14 protein-coding genes are annotated in these 20,404 nt (G+C 54.3%); 9 read left to right on the forward strand and 5 right to left on the reverse strand.

Annotation, left to right across the window (positions count from 1 at the left end; translation table 11 throughout):
• Positions 1 to 121 precede the first annotated feature (121 nt).
• The 6 genes from L6H98_RS22185 to L6H98_RS22210 all read left to right on the forward strand — a co-directional run bounded on the left by L6H98_RS22185 (position 122) and on the right by L6H98_RS22210 (position 11,241).
• On the forward strand, positions 122 to 5,344 hold the full coding sequence (locus L6H98_RS22185; protein ID WP_236419578.1) for a fibronectin type III domain-containing protein: 5,223 nt from the start codon (positions 122 to 124) through the stop codon (positions 5,342 to 5,344).
• A 13-nt stretch (positions 5,345 to 5,357) separates the two neighbouring features.
• Positions 5,358 to 5,636: a hypothetical protein gene (locus tag L6H98_RS22190; protein ID WP_236419580.1), complete on the forward strand. Its 279-nt coding sequence runs from the start codon at positions 5,358 to 5,360 to the stop codon at positions 5,634 to 5,636.
• The gene (locus L6H98_RS22195) at positions 5,590 to 7,431 is read left to right on the forward strand and encodes an assimilatory sulfite reductase (NADPH) flavoprotein subunit (protein WP_236419651.1); all 1,842 of its coding nucleotides are present in this window, start codon (positions 5,590 to 5,592) and stop codon (positions 7,429 to 7,431) included. The genes L6H98_RS22190 and L6H98_RS22195 overlap by 47 nt, the downstream gene beginning before the upstream one ends.
• A gap of 55 nt (positions 7,432 to 7,486) precedes the next feature.
• The gene (gene cysI, locus L6H98_RS22200; protein ID WP_236419582.1) at positions 7,487 to 9,208 is read left to right on the forward strand and encodes an assimilatory sulfite reductase (NADPH) hemoprotein subunit; all 1,722 of its coding nucleotides are present in this window, start codon (positions 7,487 to 7,489) and stop codon (positions 9,206 to 9,208) included.
• Positions 9,209 to 9,579: 371 nt separating this feature from the next.
• Positions 9,580 to 10,368 (forward strand): SDR family NAD(P)-dependent oxidoreductase, encoded by a 789-nt coding sequence (locus tag L6H98_RS22205; protein ID WP_236419584.1) that lies wholly within the window; start codon positions 9,580 to 9,582, stop codon positions 10,366 to 10,368.
• A 153-nt stretch (positions 10,369 to 10,521) separates the two neighbouring features.
• Positions 10,522 to 11,241 carry a YebC/PmpR family DNA-binding transcriptional regulator gene (locus L6H98_RS22210; protein WP_236419653.1) on the forward strand — a complete coding sequence of 240 codons (720 nt, stop codon included), beginning with the start codon at positions 10,522 to 10,524 and terminating at the stop codon, positions 11,239 to 11,241.
• A gap of 227 nt (positions 11,242 to 11,468) precedes the next feature.
• On the opposite strand, the gene L6H98_RS22215 is transcribed toward L6H98_RS22210, so the two are convergent.
• The 5 genes from L6H98_RS22215 to L6H98_RS22235 all read right to left on the reverse strand — a co-directional run bounded on the left by L6H98_RS22215 (position 11,469) and on the right by L6H98_RS22235 (position 14,828).
• Positions 11,469 to 11,939, reverse strand: coding sequence for a DinB family protein (locus L6H98_RS22215; protein WP_290371476.1), 471 nt, complete (start codon positions 11,937 to 11,939; stop codon positions 11,469 to 11,471).
• Positions 11,940 to 12,228: 289 nt separating this feature from the next.
• On the reverse strand, positions 12,229 to 12,711 hold the full coding sequence (locus L6H98_RS22220) for a DMT family transporter (protein ID WP_236419586.1): 483 nt from the start codon (positions 12,709 to 12,711) through the stop codon (positions 12,229 to 12,231).
• Positions 12,712 to 12,715: 4 nt separating this feature from the next.
• The gene (locus L6H98_RS22225) at positions 12,716 to 13,420 is read right to left on the reverse strand and encodes a Crp/Fnr family transcriptional regulator (RefSeq protein ID WP_236419588.1); all 705 of its coding nucleotides are present in this window, start codon (positions 13,418 to 13,420) and stop codon (positions 12,716 to 12,718) included.
• A 38-nt stretch (positions 13,421 to 13,458) separates the two neighbouring features.
• Positions 13,459 to 13,884 carry a DMT family transporter gene (locus tag L6H98_RS22230; protein ID WP_236419590.1) on the reverse strand — a complete coding sequence of 142 codons (426 nt, stop codon included), beginning with the start codon at positions 13,882 to 13,884 and terminating at the stop codon, positions 13,459 to 13,461.
• A 146-nt stretch (positions 13,885 to 14,030) separates the two neighbouring features.
• Entirely contained in the window at positions 14,031 to 14,828 is a 798-nt protein-coding gene (locus L6H98_RS22235) for a Nif3-like dinuclear metal center hexameric protein (RefSeq protein ID WP_236419593.1), read from the reverse strand.
• Between the two features lie 209 nt (positions 14,829 to 15,037).
• Between L6H98_RS22235 and L6H98_RS22240 the strand changes: the two genes are divergently transcribed.
• From L6H98_RS22240 to L6H98_RS22250, 3 genes are read left to right on the forward strand one after another with little or no spacing between them, the layout of a single operon-like run.
• Positions 15,038 to 16,651: a TerB N-terminal domain-containing protein gene (locus L6H98_RS22240; RefSeq protein WP_236419595.1), complete on the forward strand. Its 1,614-nt coding sequence runs from the start codon at positions 15,038 to 15,040 to the stop codon at positions 16,649 to 16,651.
• Between the two features lie 6 nt (positions 16,652 to 16,657).
• Positions 16,658 to 18,001: an ATP-binding protein gene (locus L6H98_RS22245; protein WP_236419597.1), complete on the forward strand. Its 1,344-nt coding sequence runs from the start codon at positions 16,658 to 16,660 to the stop codon at positions 17,999 to 18,001.
• Positions 17,998 to 20,214, forward strand: coding sequence for a DEAD/DEAH box helicase (locus tag L6H98_RS22250; RefSeq protein ID WP_236419599.1), 2,217 nt, complete (start codon positions 17,998 to 18,000; stop codon positions 20,212 to 20,214). The genes L6H98_RS22245 and L6H98_RS22250 overlap by 4 nt, the downstream gene beginning before the upstream one ends.
• The last annotated feature ends 190 nt before the right edge of the window (positions 20,215 to 20,404 follow it).

Genomic DNA, 20,404 nt, shown 5'->3' on the forward strand with positions numbered 1-20,404 from the left:
GAAATTGGGAGGTGATTGTACCCTCGCCATTGGCGCGCTTGAGTGTTGAACACAGGCCGGAAACAGCACCGTGCCCTTATATCCATGTTTTGATCTTCCGAGGCAAAGGAGAGATACGGATTTGAACTCATTGAAGAAACCGATTACATTCGTGTTGGCGGCTTCATTGGCACTGTCTTCGGGACCGTGGATGCTGCCAGGCCAGGTTTATGCCGATGTGGACCGCATGCCCGCAATACTGCTGCAGGATGACTTTTCGGATGGGGATTATACCGTGTCGCCTGAGTGGATCGTGAGTTCAGGAAATTGGAGCATAGCTGCCGATCCGCTCGATGCTTCCAACAACACGCTCTATCAGAGCGATACCGGGGAAGGCATCATTTCGACTGGTGATAGGATGTCCGACATGACCGTGACCACAAGTGTTTATACGGGGGCGGGGCAGGGATATCCAGGCATTTTGCCGCGTTTTCAGGACAAGAACCATTTTTATTATTTTCAAATGCAGGTGCCTGCCAACAAACTTGTGTTTTCCAAGCGGGTGAACGGTACGGATACCACGTTGAAAACGGCGGATTTCACTTTTGCCAAAAACACGTGGTACACGCTCAAGCTGGTGCTGTCGGGCACATCCATTCGTGCCTATATTACGGAAAACGGAGCCGATCGGCTCGTCTTTGATCTTGCGGACGATACATATGCCGCCGGTACGGTCGGCATTCGCAACAAGTGGCAGACGGTGCAGGTCGACGATGTTATCGTCGCCGAGCCGCCGCCCGCCAATGATATTGCGCTGACTGCCGCCGAGCAGACGGCCTCCTCGGTATCGCTGCAATGGACGGAAGCGGAACGAGCGACCGGCGGTTATCGCCTGTATCGTTCCACATTGCCGGACAGCGGTTATTCCTTTGTGGCAAGCACAATGTCTCCGGGTTATGTGGATGAGGGATTAAGTACGGATACGAACTATTACTACAAAGTGGCTTACGAATATGGCGGCTTAACAGAATCGTTGTGGTCTTCGCCATTGGAGGTTCGGACGGCAGCCACGGCGCCGCAGGCACCTGGCAACTTGACGGCGGTCGGGCTCGATGCCACCAGTGTAAAGCTGTCATGGTCTGCGGCAGACAAGGCGACCGGCTACCGTGTATCACGTGCTTTGCTTGGCAGCGAATCATACGAGCAGGTGGTTGAGGGGACTTCGCTCAGTTATACGGATCAAGGTCTGGAGCCTGGCAGCAGCTACAGCTATCGCGTCACCGCGTATAACGCAGCCGGGGAATCCGCGCCTGCAACAACGGAAGCGAGAACGTATGATATCAACTCCCCGACCGGTTTTGCCGTTTCGGATGTGACGGATACGTCGATTTCTCTTCGTTGGGACGTTCTACCCGGTTCGAACGTGACTTATACGGTGTCCAGAGCAACAAGTGCAGCCGGTACGTTCCAACAGGTGTATCGCGGTGGCGACACTGCGTTTACGGACAGTAAATTATCGATGGGGACCGGTTATTTTTACAACATTCAGGCGGAAGTTGACGGCGTTGTTTCCCCGGTTTCGACGCCGCTTGGGGCCGCCACGATTCGCACGAGCTTTACGCCAGGCCAATTATGGCCGGACCTGGGCGGCAAGGCGATCGATGCCCATGGCGCCGGGTTCTTTTACGATGAGCAAACGGAGAAGTATTACTGGTACGGCGAATACCACACGGGAGGATGGCCGGCGACGGGAATTCGCGTATATTCGTCGACAGACTTGATGAACTGGACGGATGAGGGAATGGCGCTCACGATGATCCGATCCATGGAGGACTTCGACAACGATCCGCTGATCTCGGAACTGTACGCGGGCCGTGAAGACAGGGTGGATATCTGGGCCGATATCCGCAGAGGCCGGATCATCGAGCGGCCAAAGGTCATTTACAACGACAAAACGAAAAAATACGTCATGTGGGCCCACATGGACGGAGACAAGGACCCTTACAACGACAACGCCAACTACGGCAAGGCGCAGGCTGGTTATGCCATCAGCGATTCGCCGACGGGTCCGTTCGTCTACCAGAAGAGTTACCGGATGGATCGCGCTCCCGAAGGGGAGAAGGACTACCAACCAGGCAATCCGGGCATGGCACGAGACATGAACTTGTTTAAGGACGACGACGGTACCGCATACCTGATTTACTCCAGCGAGGAAAATCTGACGTTGTATATTTCCAAATTGACGGATGACTACAGCGACGTCACGGGATGGCACAAGCAAGGGTTGACCGACGAGAAAGGCAATCCCGTGCGCGATTCTACCTATCAGGCTGAATACGGTGTAGACTACGTGCGCGTATTTCCTGGCGGACAGCGCGAAGCTCCGGCCATGTTCAAATATCAGGGCAAATATTATATGCTGACCTCCGGCGCAACCGGCTGGTCGCCGAACGAAAACAAGGTGACCGTAGCGGACAACATTTTCGGGCCGTGGTCTACGATGACGAATCCGTTCGTGCGCACGCTGCCTAGCGACCCTGATCCGGGCAAAGCGTTCGGCACGCAGTCCACGTCAGTGATTCCGGTGGATCCGGCCAAGGGCAAATTCATTTATGTGGGCGATACATGGAACGGCGGAAATTTCTCCAATGACGGGGCCAAATACGTATTCCTGCCGATCGAATTCGGAATAGGTTCCGATATCTCGATCCGGTGGTATGACAGTTGGACGCCTGATTTGCTGAATTCGATGGGGAAGGTGGATATTACAGATCCGCTGCCGGAAGCAGTACCGCTCGGCAAGGTTCCCGCGTTGCCAACAACCGTTAATGTGCGCGACGGAGAAACCTTGGTGCCGACGCCAGCGGTCTGGACGGTGAACGACCGTGTGATGACGGCCGAAGATTTTGCGAAGCCGGGTCCGCTCACGTTACAGGTGAGGACGCCGGAGTTCGGCAACAAAAAACAGGCGGTGCGCGTATACGTCGTCCCCGAGAATGCCCTTTATTTTGTCAATAGCGGGGGTTACGAGACAGCCGATTACAAATTGATGGGTGCTTATATGAAAGGAACGCTGGCCAACCCGGGAACGGCGGACCAGATGTATGCGCCGGGCGAGGGACGCGACTGGGGATATGTCAGCGCGGATGCGCTGCCTTCCGGTTCGAATGGTGGAGACATATTTTCGACCGTGCGTTATTTGAACGGCGGCAATGTGACCAATTCGCCCAAAGGCACGGATCTGACTTATCGCTTTGACGTACCGAACGGAACATACGATATCTATGCCGGATTCAATGATCCATGGACGAACACGTCGCGCCGAGCCAATTTCTATATTAATGGAGAGAATACCGGTGCAGTCACGTATACGCCATCTAGCGTGAGGGCTCATCGAGGCATTGCCGTTTCGAACAACAAGCTGGAACTGACGGTACGCAATACGGCAGCGCAGGATCCGCTCATCAGTTGGATCGTCATCGCCAAACCGGACATGGCACCTTCCGTGGACGAAAGCGCCGGGTTGCGAGCCGAAGGGGTGACGGGAACAGACGTTACGCTCCACTGGGATGCCCGTCTTGGGGCTGCGGGTTACAGGCTTTATCGTTCCGAGCGTGAAGACGGGGAGTACAGCGTCGTTTATAACGGAAGTTTGCGGCAATATACGGATCGCGAACTGACGCCGGATACGCATTACTATTATAAAGTGGAAGCGCTCGATGCGGTGGGAGGATCACTGGGCGGTTTATCGACGGCCTGCGAAACGGAGACGGTGGAGCTCACTGCCGAGGAAGTCGCCGCTTCCATCACAGCACTGGAGCAGCCCGCCAAAGGCGCAATAACATTGAAGCTGCCGACCGTTCCGAAAGGGTTCAGGATTGCGATCGCTTCGAGTTCGATGCCGGACGTTGTACGTGTCGATGGCAAGATCGTGCCGCCATCCGAGGAAGCTGCGGTCACGTTGGAATTGGAGATTACACGCATCTCTGACGACAGCAAGGCATTGACGGTACCTCTTATCGTCAAAGTGCCTGCACAGGCTTCTTCATCCGGAGGTACGGGAAGCGACGGTTCAAGCGGCGGCACAGGAGGAAGTGCGGGCGGCAGCTCTGGCGGAACTTCGGGTGGCACGGGAGGTCAAAACGGCAGCTCGAACACGTCAGGAGACCATTTGAAACCTCAACCGCAAAAAGACAGGGCTCTTCTTGAAGTGAAGGCCGAGACCGGCAAGGATGGCGTCGCGCAAGCAGAGGTGAAAGAATCCGCAATGGAAGCGGCTTTTGCGGCAGTGCCTGCCGCAGCTTCGAACAGACCGCTGGTGGAGCTTCGCTTGAAAGCGAGTGCAGAGGCCGGTGCATATGAGCTCCGTCTGCCTGCCGCCTCGCTGGTGGATGACGGCAAGGCCCGCCGGATCTTGATCGTGACCGCTTTCGGGTCGCTGGAGCTTCCGACCGATTTGCGCAAAAACGTTGCTGCAGACAGCGATATCGTAACGGTGCGATTAACGCAAACAACATTGGCGAAGCCGACTGCACGGCAGCTTGGCACACAACAGGGACTGCGACTGGATCTTGACGTGAATGGAGAAGTTTGGCCATCTACTAGTGTCTTGACGCTTCGAATGCCTTATGGGAAGCTGCAAGGCGCGCACCCTGACGCCATTGTTGCGTTCAAGATCGGGGCGGACGGAGTGGCAGCACCGCTGCCACAAAGCCGATATGACGAGCAGAGCGGCGAGGTTGTATTCACCACTTCATCAGGTACAGGAGAATATGCCGTAGCACGGGTGGAGAGCACATTTGCCGACGTGGGAAGCGTTCCATGGGCCCGAACAGCGATCCATGCACTGGCTGCACGCGGAATCATCCATGCAGATGGAACTGATGATGCAGGGCATCTGCAGCCGAAACAGGATATGACGCGTGGTCAATACGTGCAATGGCTGGTCGCGGCGCTAGGTTTGGATGCCCCAGCGGGCGACGAATTCTCCGATGTGAAGGCAGACGCCCCGTATTACGAGGCGGTTGGAACTGCGCGTTCGCTCGGCATTGCCACCGGTACCGGCAACGGGCGTTTCTTGCCAGAGGCAGCCATTACCCGGCAGGAAATGATGACTCTGACGGTAAGAGCGCTTGAAACGGCTGGACTGCTTCAACCGGGTTCAGTAGAAACAGAGAACGTCCTGACACGTTTCCATGATGCGCATATGATCCGTCCTTATGCCGGGCAAAGTGTTGCAACGCTTGTGCAGCTTGGCGTCGTTGGTGGTTATAACGGCGAGGTCAAACCTTTGGCTGCAGCTACGCGTGCCGAGTCGGCGGTGTTACTGTATGCGATGATGAATGAGCTGGTATGGCCTAAGTAACGCGGCAAACGGAATGCCTAAGGCTTATTTCAACCTGACTGCAGGCTGGAATAAGCCTCTTGGCGTTGTAAAAATCATCAAGCATGAATTTGCGGTTTTTTGTCGTTTATCAGCGAAACTGATAAATGGTATAAAAGGTTTGAAATTGACCGCCAACAGCGGGTGTGTTAGGTTCTTAATATCAGAAATAAATGTGATCTTTTTAGTAGGAATTAAAATTGAAGCAATGCGCGAGGTGGCAAATGGTGGAACTTCAAGTGACAAACAGCCCTTTTACTCAGGAACAGGTTGAGCTGCTCAACCGCCTGCTTCCTACCTTAAACGAAGGACAACGGATCTGGCTGAGCGGATATCTTACGGCATCGTTCGGCAGTGCAGCAGCATCGGTTCCGGCGGCACCGCAGCAGTTGGCAGCGTCGGGATCGGCGGCCGCAGCGCCTGAAAGCGTACCTGCAGTACCGAAGGAAGTAACGGTTCTTTACGGTTCGCAAACGGGGAATTCAAGCAGCCTGGCGAAAAAGCTCGCCAAAAGGCTCGAAGGGCAGAACCTTCAGGTAACCTTGTCCTCCATGGGGGATTTCAAACCGAACGGACTCAAAAAAATCAATAATCTCCTCATCGTGGTCAGCACGCATGGCGAAGGCGAGCCGCCGGACAATGCCATTGCGTTCCATGAATTCCTGTTCAGCAAACGGGCTCCCAAGCTCGACGGATTGCAATATTCCGTATTGGCGCTTGGAGATACTTCATACGAATTTTTCTGCCAGACCGGCAAAGACTTCGACCAGCGTCTTCAGGAACTGGGAGGGACGGTGCTTGTGCCGCGCGTGGACTGCGACGTCGATTTCGATGAACCTGCTGCAGCGTGGATCGAGGAAGTGGCTGCATCGCTCGGAAATGCTTCGGCCGGGGCGGTTAGCAGCGCCAATGCAGCTGCGAATCCGATTGCAAGCAACGTGGAGTCGGAGTACAGCCGCACGAACCCTTTCAAGGCAGAAGTGCTTGAGAACCTCAACCTGAACGGCAGAGGATCCGATCGGGAGACCCGCCATATCGAGTTATCGCTTGAAGGGTCCAACCTGCAGTATGAGCCTGGCGACAGCCTCGGCGTATTTCCGGAAAATCACCCGCGTCTCGTGGATGAGCTGATCGCAGCGATGGATTGGAATGAGGACGAGCTTGTACAGGTGAACAAAAATGGAGATCAGGCTTCCGTCCGCGAAGCATTGCTGCGAGTTTTTGAAATAACGGCCGTTACCAAGCCGGTTGTAGAGCAGCTGGCGAAGCTGAAACCCGAGAGCGGCCTGTCCGGGCTGCTGGCGGATGAATCGGAGTTCCGCAAGGTCATGCATAGCTGCGACCTGCTTGATCTCGTGCAGGATTATCAACTTGCCGGCATCCCGGCAGCTTCATTCTTGGCCGTGCTGCGGAAAATTCCGGCCCGCTTGTACTCGATTGCCAGCAGCCTGAAATCATCTCCGGACGAAGTGCATCTGACCGTGCGAACCGTACGTTATGAGTCGCGCGGCCGTGAGCGTTATGGCGTATGTTCCGTACACTTGGCCGAACGGATTGAAGCCGGAGACAGCTTGCCCATCTTCGTTCAGCATAATCCGAACTTCAAACTTCCCGCCAACCCCGATGCGCCTGTGATCATGATCGGACCGGGCACGGGCGTGGCGCCATTCCGGGCATTCCTCGGAGAACGCGAGGAAACGGGCGCCGAGGGCAAAACATGGCTGTTCTACGGCGACCAGCATTTTGCAACGGACTTCCTGTACCAGACGGAATGGCAGCGCTGGTTGAAGGATGGCGTGCTGTCACGCATGGACGTAGCCTTCTCGCGCGATACCGAGCAGAAGGTATACGTGCAGCACCGGATGTTGGAACACAGCAAGGAATTGTATCAATGGCTGTTGGAAGGCGCTCATGTGTACGTGTGCGGCGACGAGAAAAGAATGGCCCATGACGTCCATCATGCCCTGGCGACCATCATTCAGCAGGAGGGCGGTTTGACGGAAGAAGAGGCTTCGGAGTACCTGACACGTTTGCAGCAAGAAAAACGTTATCAGCGGGACGTGTATTAATCCGCAGTGTAGTTTGACGGAAACGGATCCCGAAGTAGCGAGAGGAGAAAGCGGTATGGCTTATAACAATTTACTCAACCCGCAGCGCCAAAACAGCGATGTGGAAGACATAAAGATCAAGAGCAACTATTTGCGCGGAAGTTTGACCGAAACGCTGGCAGACCGGATCACCGGTTCCATTCCCGAAGACGACAACCGTTTGATGAAACACCACGGCAGCTACATGCAGGACGATCGCGATCTGCGCAACGAACGAAACAAATCCAAACTGGAGCCTGCGTACCAGTTCATGCTGCGCGTGCGAGCGTCGGGCGGTATCGTAACGCCTGAGCAATGGCTTATGATGGACCGGGTTTCCCAAAAGTACGGGAACGGCACGATTCGGTTGACGACGCGTCAATCCTTTCAGCTTCACGGCGTGCTGAAATGGAATTTGAAGCCCACGATTCGTGAAGTGAACGACGCCCTGCTCAGCACGTTGGCTGCATGCGGCGACGTCAACCGCAACGTTATGTGCAATCCGAATCCAAACCAATCCGACGTTCATGCCGAAGTGTATGAATGGGCTTGCCAGGTGAGCAACCATCTCGATCCGCGTACGCGGGCTTACCACGAGCTCTGGCTGGACGGCGAGAAAATCATCGATTCGCGCGACAATGACGAGGAGGTTGAACCGATCTACGGCAAAGTTTACCTGCCGCGCAAATTCAAGATCGGCATTGCCGTGCCGCCGTCCAATGACGTGGACGTTTTTTCCCAGGATTTAGGATTTATCGCCATCGTGGAGAACGGCAAACTGCAGGGCTTCAATGTCGCAGTCGGAGGCGGCATGGGCATGACCCACGGCGATTCCAAAACGTATCCGCAAGTGTCGAAGGTGATCGGCTTCATCACGCCGGAGAAAATGATCGACGTGGCGGAGAAAACAGTCACGATCCAGCGGGATTACGGCGACCGTGCGGTGCGCAAGCATGCACGCTTCAAATATACGATCGACGATCGCGGCCTCGCTTGGTTCGTGGAGGAATTGCATAACCGTCTTGGCTGGGAACTGGAGCCTGCGCGCGAATTCCATTTCGAGCATAACGGTGACCGTTACGGCTGGGTCAAAGGAAGCAATGGCCGCTGGCATTACACCTTGTTCATTCAAAACGGCCGCGTAAAAGATTTTGAAGGTTACCCGCTGATGACGGGATTGCGGGAAATTGCCAAAGTCCATACCGGCGATTTCCGTCTGACCGCGAATCAGAACTTGATCATTGGAAATATCTCGAGCCAAAAGAAAAAAAAGATCGAAGCGTTGATGGAGCAGTACAACTTGACGGATGGAGCGCATTACTCCGCTTTGCGCCGCAGCTCGATGGCTTGCGTGGCCCTTCCGACATGCGGTCTGGCTATGGCGGAGTCCGAGCGCTACTTGCCATCCCTGATCGACAAGCTGGAGCCTGTGCTGGACGAAGCAGGCCTCAGAGACGAAGAGATCGTCATTCGCATGACGGGCTGCCCGAACGGCTGTGCACGCCCGATGTTGGCCGAGATTGCCTTTATCGGGAAAGCTCCGGGCAAATACAATCTGTATCTGGGCGGCAGTTTTACCGGACATCGACTCAATAAGCTTTATAAAGAAAACATCGGCGAAAAAGAGATTCTGGATACGTTGACGCCGATCATCCATCGATATGCGAAGGAACGCAGCGAAGGCGAGCATTTCGGCGACTTTGTCATCCGTTCCGGCTATGTGCCTGAGGTATTGGACGGACAGCAGTTCCATGCCTGATAAAACGTGAATTATTAGCCAAGAGAGAATGAGCACTTCCCGAGGGGAGTGCTTTTTGGTGTGTATGTTTTCGTTTCATTCGACCTGAACGGGGTAAGAAGAAAGGAGCAGCTATTATAGACCGCAAAAACGTAGGCGCGTAAACGGAGAGGCAGAACCAACTCCGAAGAAGCAAAACGTTCGCTTAAAAGCTTTCAAAGAGAAAGCTGTATCGGAGGCATAGGCGTTATCCCCGGATTTTCCCACTGAAAAGGGGTTCGAAAACATCCGGGGATACAGTAGTGCTGGAAGATGGTGCTGCACTTGCAGTGGCCTATTGTGATTGATTCGTGCGGCTTCAATAATTTATTCCGGGACAGGAGATGGTGAACATGAAAATCATGCAGGACAAAATCGCGGTAATTACGGGAGCAGCATCCGGAATCGGCAAGGCCGGTGCCATCCGTCTGGCCCGGGAAGGGGCGAAGGTCAGCCTGATCGACCGAAATGCCGAGCGGCTCGAGGAAACGGTGTCCGAACTGAACGAAATGGGGGCCGAGGTGCTCCATTACGCGATAGACATTCGTGATGAGGATAAGATAAAGGAAGCCATTCGGCATACAGCCAATCGTTGGGGAGGACGGATCGACACGGTGTTTGCCAATGCGGGCATTCTTGGAACCGTTTCGCCGATCGAGCATTTTCCGCCCGGCGAGTTCGAGCGCACGCTGAAAAACAATTTGCTCGGCACAGTGGAGACGGTCAAACATGCCATCCCATATATGAAAGAACACGGAGGAACGATTACCGTCACCAGTTCCGTCAGCGGCAACCGCCAATTTGCCCAAGCCGGGTTCTCGGCTTACAGCACGTCCAAGGCAGCCATCTCGGCGTTTGCCAAAATGGCCGCGCTCGAGCTTTCCCAATACGGCATTCGCGTCAACGCAATCTGCCCCGGCATGATCGACACGAACATTTTCGAGTCGCAGGAGCAGGAGGAGCATACGTCTGAGATTCGCTTTCCGTTCAACATTCCCGATTACGGCATTCCGCTGACGCGCAAACCCGGCAAACCGGAGGACGTGGCCGGATTGCTGCTGTATCTTGCCTCAGACGAAGCGAGGCACATTACCGGGACCGAGGTATATATCGACGGAGCGGAGGCGCTTATTAAAGGATAGCGGAGAATGTTACCGTTCACGGGTCCGCACAGTCCGCACAGAGGACGGTTTACTGGTCAATCTTTTCCCCTCAGAAACTTGTTGAAGCCCTCTTAACAAGATATAATGACAGAGTAGAATGCAGATTACATGTTGAAAGTGAGCGGAAAAGATATGGGGCGCAAGTGGAATAATATCAAGGAAAAGAAAGCTTCAAAAGATGCCAACACGAGCCGGGTGTATGCCAAATTTGGCGTTGAGATTTACGTGGCTGCCAAGAAGGGCGAGCCGGACCCGGAAGCCAATCGCGCGTTGAAAGTGGTTCTGGAGCGGGCCAAAACATATAATGTGCCAAAAGCGATCATTGATCGTGCCATGGAAAAGGCGAAAGGCAGCGGAGACGAAAACTATGAAGAACTCCGTTATGAAGGCTTCGGACCTAACGGAGCGATGGTCATCGTTGACGCGCTTACGAATAACGTAAACCGTACAGCGCCTGAAGTGCGCTCCGCGTTCAACAAAAACGGCGGCAACATGGGCGTCAGCGGTTCTGTTGCCTACATGTTCGATCCGACGGCGGTCATCGGCGTGGAAGGCAAAACCTCCGAGGAAGTGCTCGAAATAATGCTCGAAGCGGACGTTGACGTGCGTGACATCGTGGAGGAAGACGAAGCGGTGATCGTATATGCCGATCCGGACCAATTCCATGCGGTGCAGGAAGCGTTCAAAGCAGCGGGCGTGACCGAATTCACGGTCGCCGAGCTGACAATGCTGGCGCAAAACTATGTGCAGCTGCCTGAGGATGCGCAAGTGCAATTCGAGAAGCTGATCGATGCGCTGGAAGACCTTGAGGACGTGCAGCAGGTGTACCACAACGTAGAATTCGAAGATTAAGGCGTATCCTAGCCATTTCTCTAGGCATGAGACGGAAATTTGTTCTTAAAACCGCCAATTGTTTCAATAAGTGAGGATGTACATGTCTTTGCTTGGTGGATTTTATGATGATGTACGTTTTGGTGTCCGAGTTATGAGGAACGTGTAACTTTAAACTCACTTTTTGTATGGAATATCTATTACAAAAAGTGAGTTTTTTTATGTTGTTCGCTCTATGTGCTGATGAATCAGCTTGAAAACAGCCCTCTGCCAATTACATTTGCTGATACTGGTTGAATCCCGAGTTCTCTTGCCCATATGGATAGTTGACCCATATGATGAATTTCGTGAGCAATGACATGGCGTAGTATTTCACCTTTGGTATAACGTCCTTCCGTCCATGGGACTATAACCGTTTCGTATTCGAAATTATCTGACCAAGTATCCAGAAATGCCTTTGTTTCTTGCATCCAACAATGAGAAAGTTCTTTTACTTGTTCCAGTGACTTGCAGCTCTCAAATTGGACTTGGAGATCAGGTTGACCTTGTATTCCACGAATCCAGCTATATTCCACATCTGTGATATGGAAAAGGGTATAAAGAATGCTGCCTGGCCCACCAATTCGATGACGAAGCAATTCTTCATTTGAGAGTAGCGTACATCGCTCAAACCATTCATTTCTTACCATCCAGTTATAATTAAATAACTTTATCAACATACTCGCCCCCTTAACAGCATTCAGCATGGAACATCTTATCACATTCTCTTATTGAAGCCTTCCTTCATGCATTCGAAAAATCGTATATTTCCTTAATTTGATTTTCGGGAGAAGATATAGTCTTAAGCGAATGTTCTTGAGGATTATGTAAACAAAGACTGTCTGTTGAATCGGAACAGATAGTCTTTTTGCGTGCGGCTCTATGCCTGATTGCACATGATAGAACCACTCTTCTTATACGCCACAACCGAAGGAAACGGGCAATTCTTTCGGGTTGCGGCGTTTTCGGTTACTGTCCCTCGCGGCTAGGCGCCACCGCATTTGGTTTCTCGCTCTTGCCACCGAGCTTGAACAACAGAATACCTGCGACGATGATCAGTACCCCGACAAGCTGATTCCAGGAGAAGGGGATCTTATCCAGGCCAAGCCAGCCCATGGAGTCGAACAGCAGCGCAAAGCTCAGCTGGGACGTCAACACAATGGAAATGGCGTAGGTAGGTCCAAGCAGCTTAAGCGCCTGCATGAGGCAGAACACAACGCCGACGCCGATCGCTCCGCTAAACCAGTACCATGGCTTCATATGTTGGATGCTGAACGTATCTTTTCCTTCCACCAATAGGGAGATGGCAAACGAGGCGAGAAAACCGGTGAACAGCACCAATGCGGTAGATGACCAGGGACCCGTTCTTTCGTTGACCTTGCTGTTGAAAATGGTTTGCAGGCTGACAAGCGCCCCAGCGAGCGCTGCCAGCAAAATTCCGGTGATGACCATTGCATTAACTCCTGTCATATATATTGTGCCCTGCTAAGGCTCGCAATCCGTCCTGGTCTTTGACCAGCAACAAGCCCTGTTTTCGTTCGATGAGGCCGTCTGCACACAGTTTCTGAATAACCCGATTCAGATGGCGGTAACTTGTGCCGATCAGATGGGCAATGTCCGTCATATTGAAGGCATCCAGCTCTTCATGGACGATGTTGCCGGCTTCCTCGGTCGAGATGGATAACAGATAACTGGCCAGCCGGACCTCGACGGGATACATCAGATTGAAATTGGAAAAATTGGAATCGATGTAAAATTTGTCGGTCATGATTTTGAGCAAAAATCGGAGCAGCGGCGCATGGTCGCCAGCGTGCTCAGCCAGCCATCGGTAATGGATGCGCAGCATCGTCACGGGCGTCACGGCCTGCACGGTATTCACGATATTGCTTTCGCGCACAAATTCCACGTCCCCGACAACCTCAAGGGGTGTTTTGAAACAGAGAACGAGCGTTTTATCTTGCGCGGACGTCGTGAAAATTTTGATTTTCCCCTGCACGAGCACATAAAGATACTCGGAGATTTCACCGGCTCGGCAGATCAGCTCGCATTTGTCAAAGCGGCATATATCCATGTTCGGCCGCAGTTTCTCTTCAAATACTTGTTCCAGGTTGAATTGTTTCAAATAGTGAAGCAGCTGCTGCTCATCGTAAAATGCCTCCACGGCTTTGATGCACCTCCGGTCTGAATAGGTTTACCTGTTCACAGTTTAATGATAATCACGCCGGCAACCATCAAGGCAATGCCCAAAAACTGCGGCAGTTTCATTTTTTGCTTTTCCACGCCAAACCAACCGTTGCCGTCCACGACGAACGTGAGGAACAGCTGAGCGATGAGCAGCGCAGAAATGGTGAACGTTACGCCGATGTGCTGAATCGCGGTCACCTCGCTGAAAATAATGAGCGCAGCAAAGGCGCCGCCTGCCAGATACAACGGATTGACCTGTTTCAAGCCCGTCCAATTGGCGTCCCGTACAAACACAAGAATAAGGGCAGCCAGGATAAATCCCGTAAGTTGCGTAATCGTCGCGGCCTGCCAGGTACCTACATCGCTGCTGATTCTGGCATTGGCGACCCCCTGCAAGGTGATGCATGCCCCGCCGAGAATAGCGAAAATAATTCCTTTCATTGTATAAGCTCTCCTTATCCATTCACTTCGAAATCTATTAAATGACAAATGAGCCCCATTGCCAAGGACATATGTCCTCAGGGGGTTCGATGGGCGTAAAACGTAAAAACCCCCTTAAACAGAGGGTTCCAGTTCCATAACCTTCTTTAGAATACCCGATAAACCGGCTCATTCGGCACGAATTGCACGTTTAATTCCTTAAAGGCGACCTTCAGCCTGTCCGCCAGCATGCGCATGCCCGGGATTTCGCTTTCGGCATGGCCCATCATGATCAGCGCCTTCTGCAGGCCTTGTCCGACGGCATCGCGGACGTATTCTGGCGTTTCCCATTCAAACCCTTCCCCGGCGATAATGAGGTCGAGCCGTTCCTGCTGCATAAGGGGAATCGTCAAATTGCCGTTGCCGCGAAATCCAACGAGTATGGCGGCACGCCTGCAAACCATCCCAGGATCGCCGACTGCCCGGAGGTACTCGATGCCGGTCGCATTTCGGATATGGCTTGCCATGTCCCGCAGGGTCCACTCTTCGGGAAAAGAGAGCACGTGCGCTTCTTTCATCCTCTTTTCAACATGAGGCAGCCAACCGAGCGCGTGCACGAGTCCTTCCGTTATGCCGTCCGGCGACGATTGATGAATGGAGTCATGACAACGGAAAATAGCAATTCCGGCGTCCTCGATGAGCCCGCGTTTATGTTGATAGACAGGATCGTTCGCAAGCCAATCCGTGTGACCATGATGACTATAGAACGGGGATTCGTGCGAGATGATGAGGTTGGCGCCCAAGCGGATCGTTTCTTCGATGACATGATGGGTGGGCATGAAAGCCGTGACCACGCCTTTAACCTGCTGTTCGGGCGAACCTGCAATCAGCAGGTCAACCGTGTTTTCCCGTTGTTCCGCTCCGACGTTCAGGTGGCGCATGATGTCCCGTACAGTGAAATTCATCCTGATTTCCTCCAGTGAGAGATAATGTTCTGTCCAGTGTACCATGTTCGGGTGCAGAAACGGAGGGGGTGTTGCAATCCCGTCCGATGAATGTCGCATCCAAGCAAGCTTTCATTGATAAATGGATCTCGACGAAGCAGGGGCAGATGTTATAATGGGAGTATGGATACACGTGTTCGCATGTTTGCGGGAGAAGGTGAATGATGGAGATGAGAAACAGAGATGCGGGCCAGTTGGAGTTCATGGAGATCGATCTGCGAGAGGAAGGCGAAATACCTCGTGTCCCGATTCCGGATCGTTCCGCTCTGCGCCAGACAGGGGCGTATGCTGCACGTTCGGGCGGAGGAATCTTGTTTTCGGAAAAAAAATTCGTGGAGGAAGCGAAACGGCTGGTCGACATGAATGTCGCGGCCGCCGAGCGGGTTCCTTTCATGAGCTACTGGCCGACGTATGGCGTCATGGACGATGCCCAAAGGCAATGGTATTTTTTCTGGAGATCAGAGGTAAGGCAAGGCAGATATCCCGATACGGATCTTTCCTATGTGTTCGTCCATGTTTACGAGCTGATCAACGGAATCGGCTGGCAGCAGCCCGAAGCGGGTTATGGTCAATTGAAGGAGCTGTGGTCCCAATATCAAGCGCGTTTGCCGCAGCTTGATGCGTACATGCAGGAATGGTTGGTGGATTATGCGCTGATCCATCGTCTGGACGGTTCGTTCGGTGAACTGGTGGACCTTGCCGATGGCAGGCTGCCCGCAGAGGTGCTCGATATGGAGATGTGCAGGCTGCTGAAGCAAGCTGAGCCTCATATCCCTTTGAAGCTGCTGCAGCGATATGTTGAATACGACATCACGCTCAGCAAATTTTACAGGGACGGCGGCCGCGAAGCGTTGGCCGAGTTCGTTCCGGGAACGATCGCTGTCGTGAATGCTTACATGACCCGTACCCGGGGTGGGGGAATCTGGGAATTGTATGGACCAAGCGGCGAGAAAACAATGGAACGAGTGTTGTTCCGCAAAGCGGTATACGATGACGGTTTGTATGGAAAAAAAGCGCTGCTCACCTATAGCCCGATTGGAGAACAGCCTGAATTCGTCCGTTTGGCCACGCAGCTATTCCGCTCGATCGAGAACAAACTGCGCGAGCTGTCGGGTTTCCGGGGGAGGCTGCGCGGCAATTCGCTTGAACCTGAACTGGCGAAGCTGGTCGAGCGTTACCTGGACAAGGCTTATTCGGCCAGACAGGAGAAGCACGGCGAGCGAACCATCATCGCCATTGATGCGGACAAACTCGCGGTGCTTCAGGAAGAGAGCGAATATGTGCGCCAAGCTTTGACGGTAGAAGAGGCCGGAGACCCCGCCTTGCTTGAGGGTGATTTTGGAACGTTTGCGGAAGACCAGCCGGATCTGCCTGCGCAAACGACGGCAGGTTCTGCTGCGGGTCTTCATCCTGCGGCAGAGGTCTTCGAAGCCGAAGACATACCGGGAATGCATACGTTTGAAACCCAACCAACGACCGCTTCCGGTCTTGCCGGCGTCGAAACGCTTTGGGACGAAACGACGCTCCGAGAGCTGGATGAAGAATGGAAGCAATTTGCCGCAGCGCTTGCTCCAAGGCATGTGCTGGCGATTTTGGCGCTGCTGGGCGAACAGCCTGACGCTGCCTTGATGCGAGTCGCCGAGCAATGCGGCACGATGCCTGCGCTTCTGCTGGACGAAATCAACGACGTCGCCATGGAGACGATCGGAGACCTGCTGGTGGATGGCGACCGCATCATGGATGAATATATGGACCCATTTGAACACGTGAAGAGCATGAGGTGAAGCTGAATGACAGAACTTAAAATCCCCAAGCGGCTGACTACCGCGCTGGTGAATTCCTTGACGGCCGGTGTCGTGCCGCGGATCGGCCTGGAGCAAATTGCGGTCGGCCGCAAGCCGGAAGTGGAGGCGATGCTGCGCGACATGGACAACATCGCCGAAGGCGGAGCCGCCTTTCGGTTGATTACGGGCAGGTACGGCAGCGGAAAAAGCTTTCTTTTGCAAATGATCCGCAATTACGCGATGGACCGCGAGTTCGTGGTGGCCGATGCGGACCTGTCGCCCGAGCGCAGGCTGGTTGGAACGAAGGGGCAAGGGCTGGCTACGTATCGCGAGCTTATGACGCGCATGTCCACGCGCACCCGCCCCGATGGCGGCGCTCTGGAGCCTTTGCTGCAGAAATGGATCGCAGGCCTCCAGCAGCAAGCGATGCAGAACCTGGGACTGCGACCGGATGATCCGGCATTGACGAGCGAGGTCGAGACGCGGATCTACGCCGTGACGCAGGAGCTGCAGAACCTGGTGCACGGATTTGATTTTGCCAAGGTGCTGGCCGCGTATTGGACCGGGTACAAGCTCGGCGACGACGAGCGGAAACAAGCCGCCTTGCGCTGGCTCCGTGGAGAATACGCCACGAAGACCGAAGCGAAAAAAGAACTGGCCGTCGGCGTCATCATCGATGACGACAACTGGTATGACTATTTCAAATTATGGTCCGATTTCATAGCCCGGATCGGATATAAAGGGCTTTTGTTGTTCATTGACGAGGCCGTGAACCTGTACAAGATCAGCAACAGCATCGCGCGCCAGAGCAACTACGAGAAGCTGCTCACCATGTTCAACGATACGATGCAGGGCAAGGCGGAGCACCTGGGCATTTTCGTGGGTGGCACGCCGCAATTCGTTGAGGATGAGCGCCGGGGCCTGTTCAGCTACGAGGCGCTGCGTTCCAGGCTTGTTGACGGTCGGTATTCAGCCAAGGCGTACGCCAACTACACCGGACCGATCCTGAAGCTGGCGATGCTGTCGCACGAGGAAATTCTGATCTTGCTGCAGAAGCTGCGCCAGATCCATGCCCTGCATTTCGGATATGCCGCAAGCCTGACGGACGATGACCTGGTCGGTTTCATGCAAATGGCCGTGAATCGCCTTGGTGCGGACGAGCTGCTCACGACGCGCGAAGTCGTTCGAGATTTCATGGACGTGCTCCATACGCTGCATCAGAATCCTCACGTGAATTATGCGGAACTGCTGGGGGAACGTGCGGCGAAGGCTGGAAATGCCGGACAGGGGACGAATGCGGAAAGCGACCGGGACGATATGGACGACTTCCTGGCGGAGTTCGAGCTATGAGCGGCCAGAACCAGCGCGAAAACCCGTTTTACAGGCTGGCTCCGTTCGTGCAGGAGTTCATTTACAAAAAACGATGGGAATCGCTGCGTCCTGCCCAGATCGAAGCGTGCAACATCTGTTTCCACACCCCGCATCACATGCTGATTGCGGCCGGCACGGCTTCCGGTAAAACGGAAGCGGCTTTTTTTCCCGCGCTCACGGAGCTATACGAACGTCCGTGCAAATCGGTAGGCATCCTGTACATCGGACCGCTCAAGGCGCTGATCAATGACCAGTTCGAACGGCTCAAGGATTTGCTGACCGAAGGCAACATCCCGGTGTGGCACTGGCACGGTGACGTGCCGCAGGCGGAGAAGACGCGGCTCGTGAAAAATCCGTCCGGCGTGCTGCAGATTACGCCCGAATCGCTGGAAGGCCTGCTCATGAACCGGCCGAACGCGATTCCTGCGCTGTTCCATGATCTGCGGTACGTCATTATCGACGAGGTTCATGCGTTCATGGGCGCAGACCGGGGAATTCAGGTGCTGAGTCAACTGGCGCGCCTGGAACGGATGGCCGGCTGTGCGCCGCGCAGGGTCGGATTGTCGGCAACGCTCAGCGATTACGATGCGGCTACCGCGTGGCTTGGTGCCGGAACGGGACAAGGGGTTGACGTGGTCACTTCTCCGGGCGGCCGCAAGCTGAGGCTGCGCGTGGAGCATTTCTCCTTTCCCGACGCCAGGGACGAGGAGCAGGCCGAGCAGCTGCATCATGCGCGCAAGGCGTACTACGATTTTATTTATGAGAGCACCTACCGCAAAAAAGCGCTGATCTTTACGAACAGCCGTACCGATGCAGAGGTGACGATTCTTGAGATGCGCCGCGTGGCTGCCCGAAGGGAAGAACGCGACGTCTTCCACGTGCACCATGGCAGCATATCCGCCATGCTCAGGGAAGAGACGGAGGCGGCGCTGCGAAGCGGTCCGGGTCCTGCCGTGGCTGCAGCCACGGTGACGCTGGAGCTCGGCATCGACCTTGGCGAGCTGGAGCGGGTGGTGCAGCTTGGGGCACCGTACAGCGCATCGAGTTTCGTGCAGCGTTTGGGTCGCTCGGGACGGCGGGAGGACATGGCCTCGGAAATGCTGTTTGTCTGCCCGGAAGAAGAGGACGAAGAAGCCCAGCTGCCTGCCCGCATGCCATGGACGCTGCTGAGGGCCATTGCCGTCATCGAGCTGTACGTTCGGCACAGATGGGTTGAGCCGCTGCAGTCGCGACGGATGCCGATCGGCGTGCTCTACCATCAGACCATGAGCATGCTGAAAAGCATGGGCGAGGCCGAACCGAGGGAACTCGCCGACGCGATTCTTTCGTTGGCTCCCTTTGCGGAGATCACGCTGGAGCAATATGATGTTTTTCTGAACTATCTGATCGATACCGACCATTTGCAGTGGACCGAAGAGCGAACGCTGATCATTGGTTTGACCGGGGAGAAGACGGTGAACAATTATCGTTTTTATGCGGTATTCAAGGATGATGAGGAGCACAAGGTGCTGAATGGCTCGGAAGAAATCGGCTCCATTACGACCGTACCGCCTCCGGGGTACTGCTTCTCCTTGGCCGGCAAGCTGTGGAAGGTGGAAGAGGTGGATCACAAGCACAAGTCGGTCTATGTGAAGGCGGCCAAGGGAAAAGTGGACACTTTATGGCTTGGCGCGGGCGGCGACATCCATACGGCAGTCATCCAAAAGATGCGCGAGGTGCTGTCGGAATCGGCGATCTACCCGTACTTGTCGCCTCAAGCGGTGAATCGGCTGGAACGCGCCCGGCGTCTTGCGCGGGCAAGCGGGCTGCTGAAGCAAGTCGTCATTCCGGCCGGCGGAGACTCGCTCTATGTGCTGCCATGGGTAGGAAGCAAGGCATTTCGCACGTTGGAGCGGCTGATGAAACATAACCTGTCCGGCAAGCTAAGCTTACGTTCGGTCGTGCCGATGGAGCCTTATTATTTCGTGGTATCCGGCAAAGTGGATGAACGGACCTTGCTGGCGGAAATCATGAGTGAATGCCGGATGGCCTCTGACGCATCTGCGCTATTGGCAGAGGACGAAGCGCCGTACCTTGGCAAATATGACGAATTCGTGGCCCCCCCGCTAATTCGTGAAGCTTTCGCCGCAGATGGGCTCGACTTGCCTGGCTTACGGGATGGGCTGCAGAAAACGCTGGAGTGGGATGCATAACGAGGGGCTTCAAGAAATATTCATCGAATAACATTACGTTATTGCGTCATGTAAACAGGGTTGTGTAATTTAGGCCTCAGAAGCGCCTGTAAATCAAAGCTGCCAGAAGAGGCTTGACACCACCTCACCTGCCATGTAATATATGAATCGTTGTCATCAAAGGACTGTGGCCGAAGGCTCGGATAAGCCG

The organism is Paenibacillus sp. JJ-223 (assembly GCF_927798175.1).
GTDB classification, from domain to species: Bacteria; Bacillota; Bacilli; order Paenibacillales; family Paenibacillaceae; genus Paenibacillus; species Paenibacillus hubeiensis.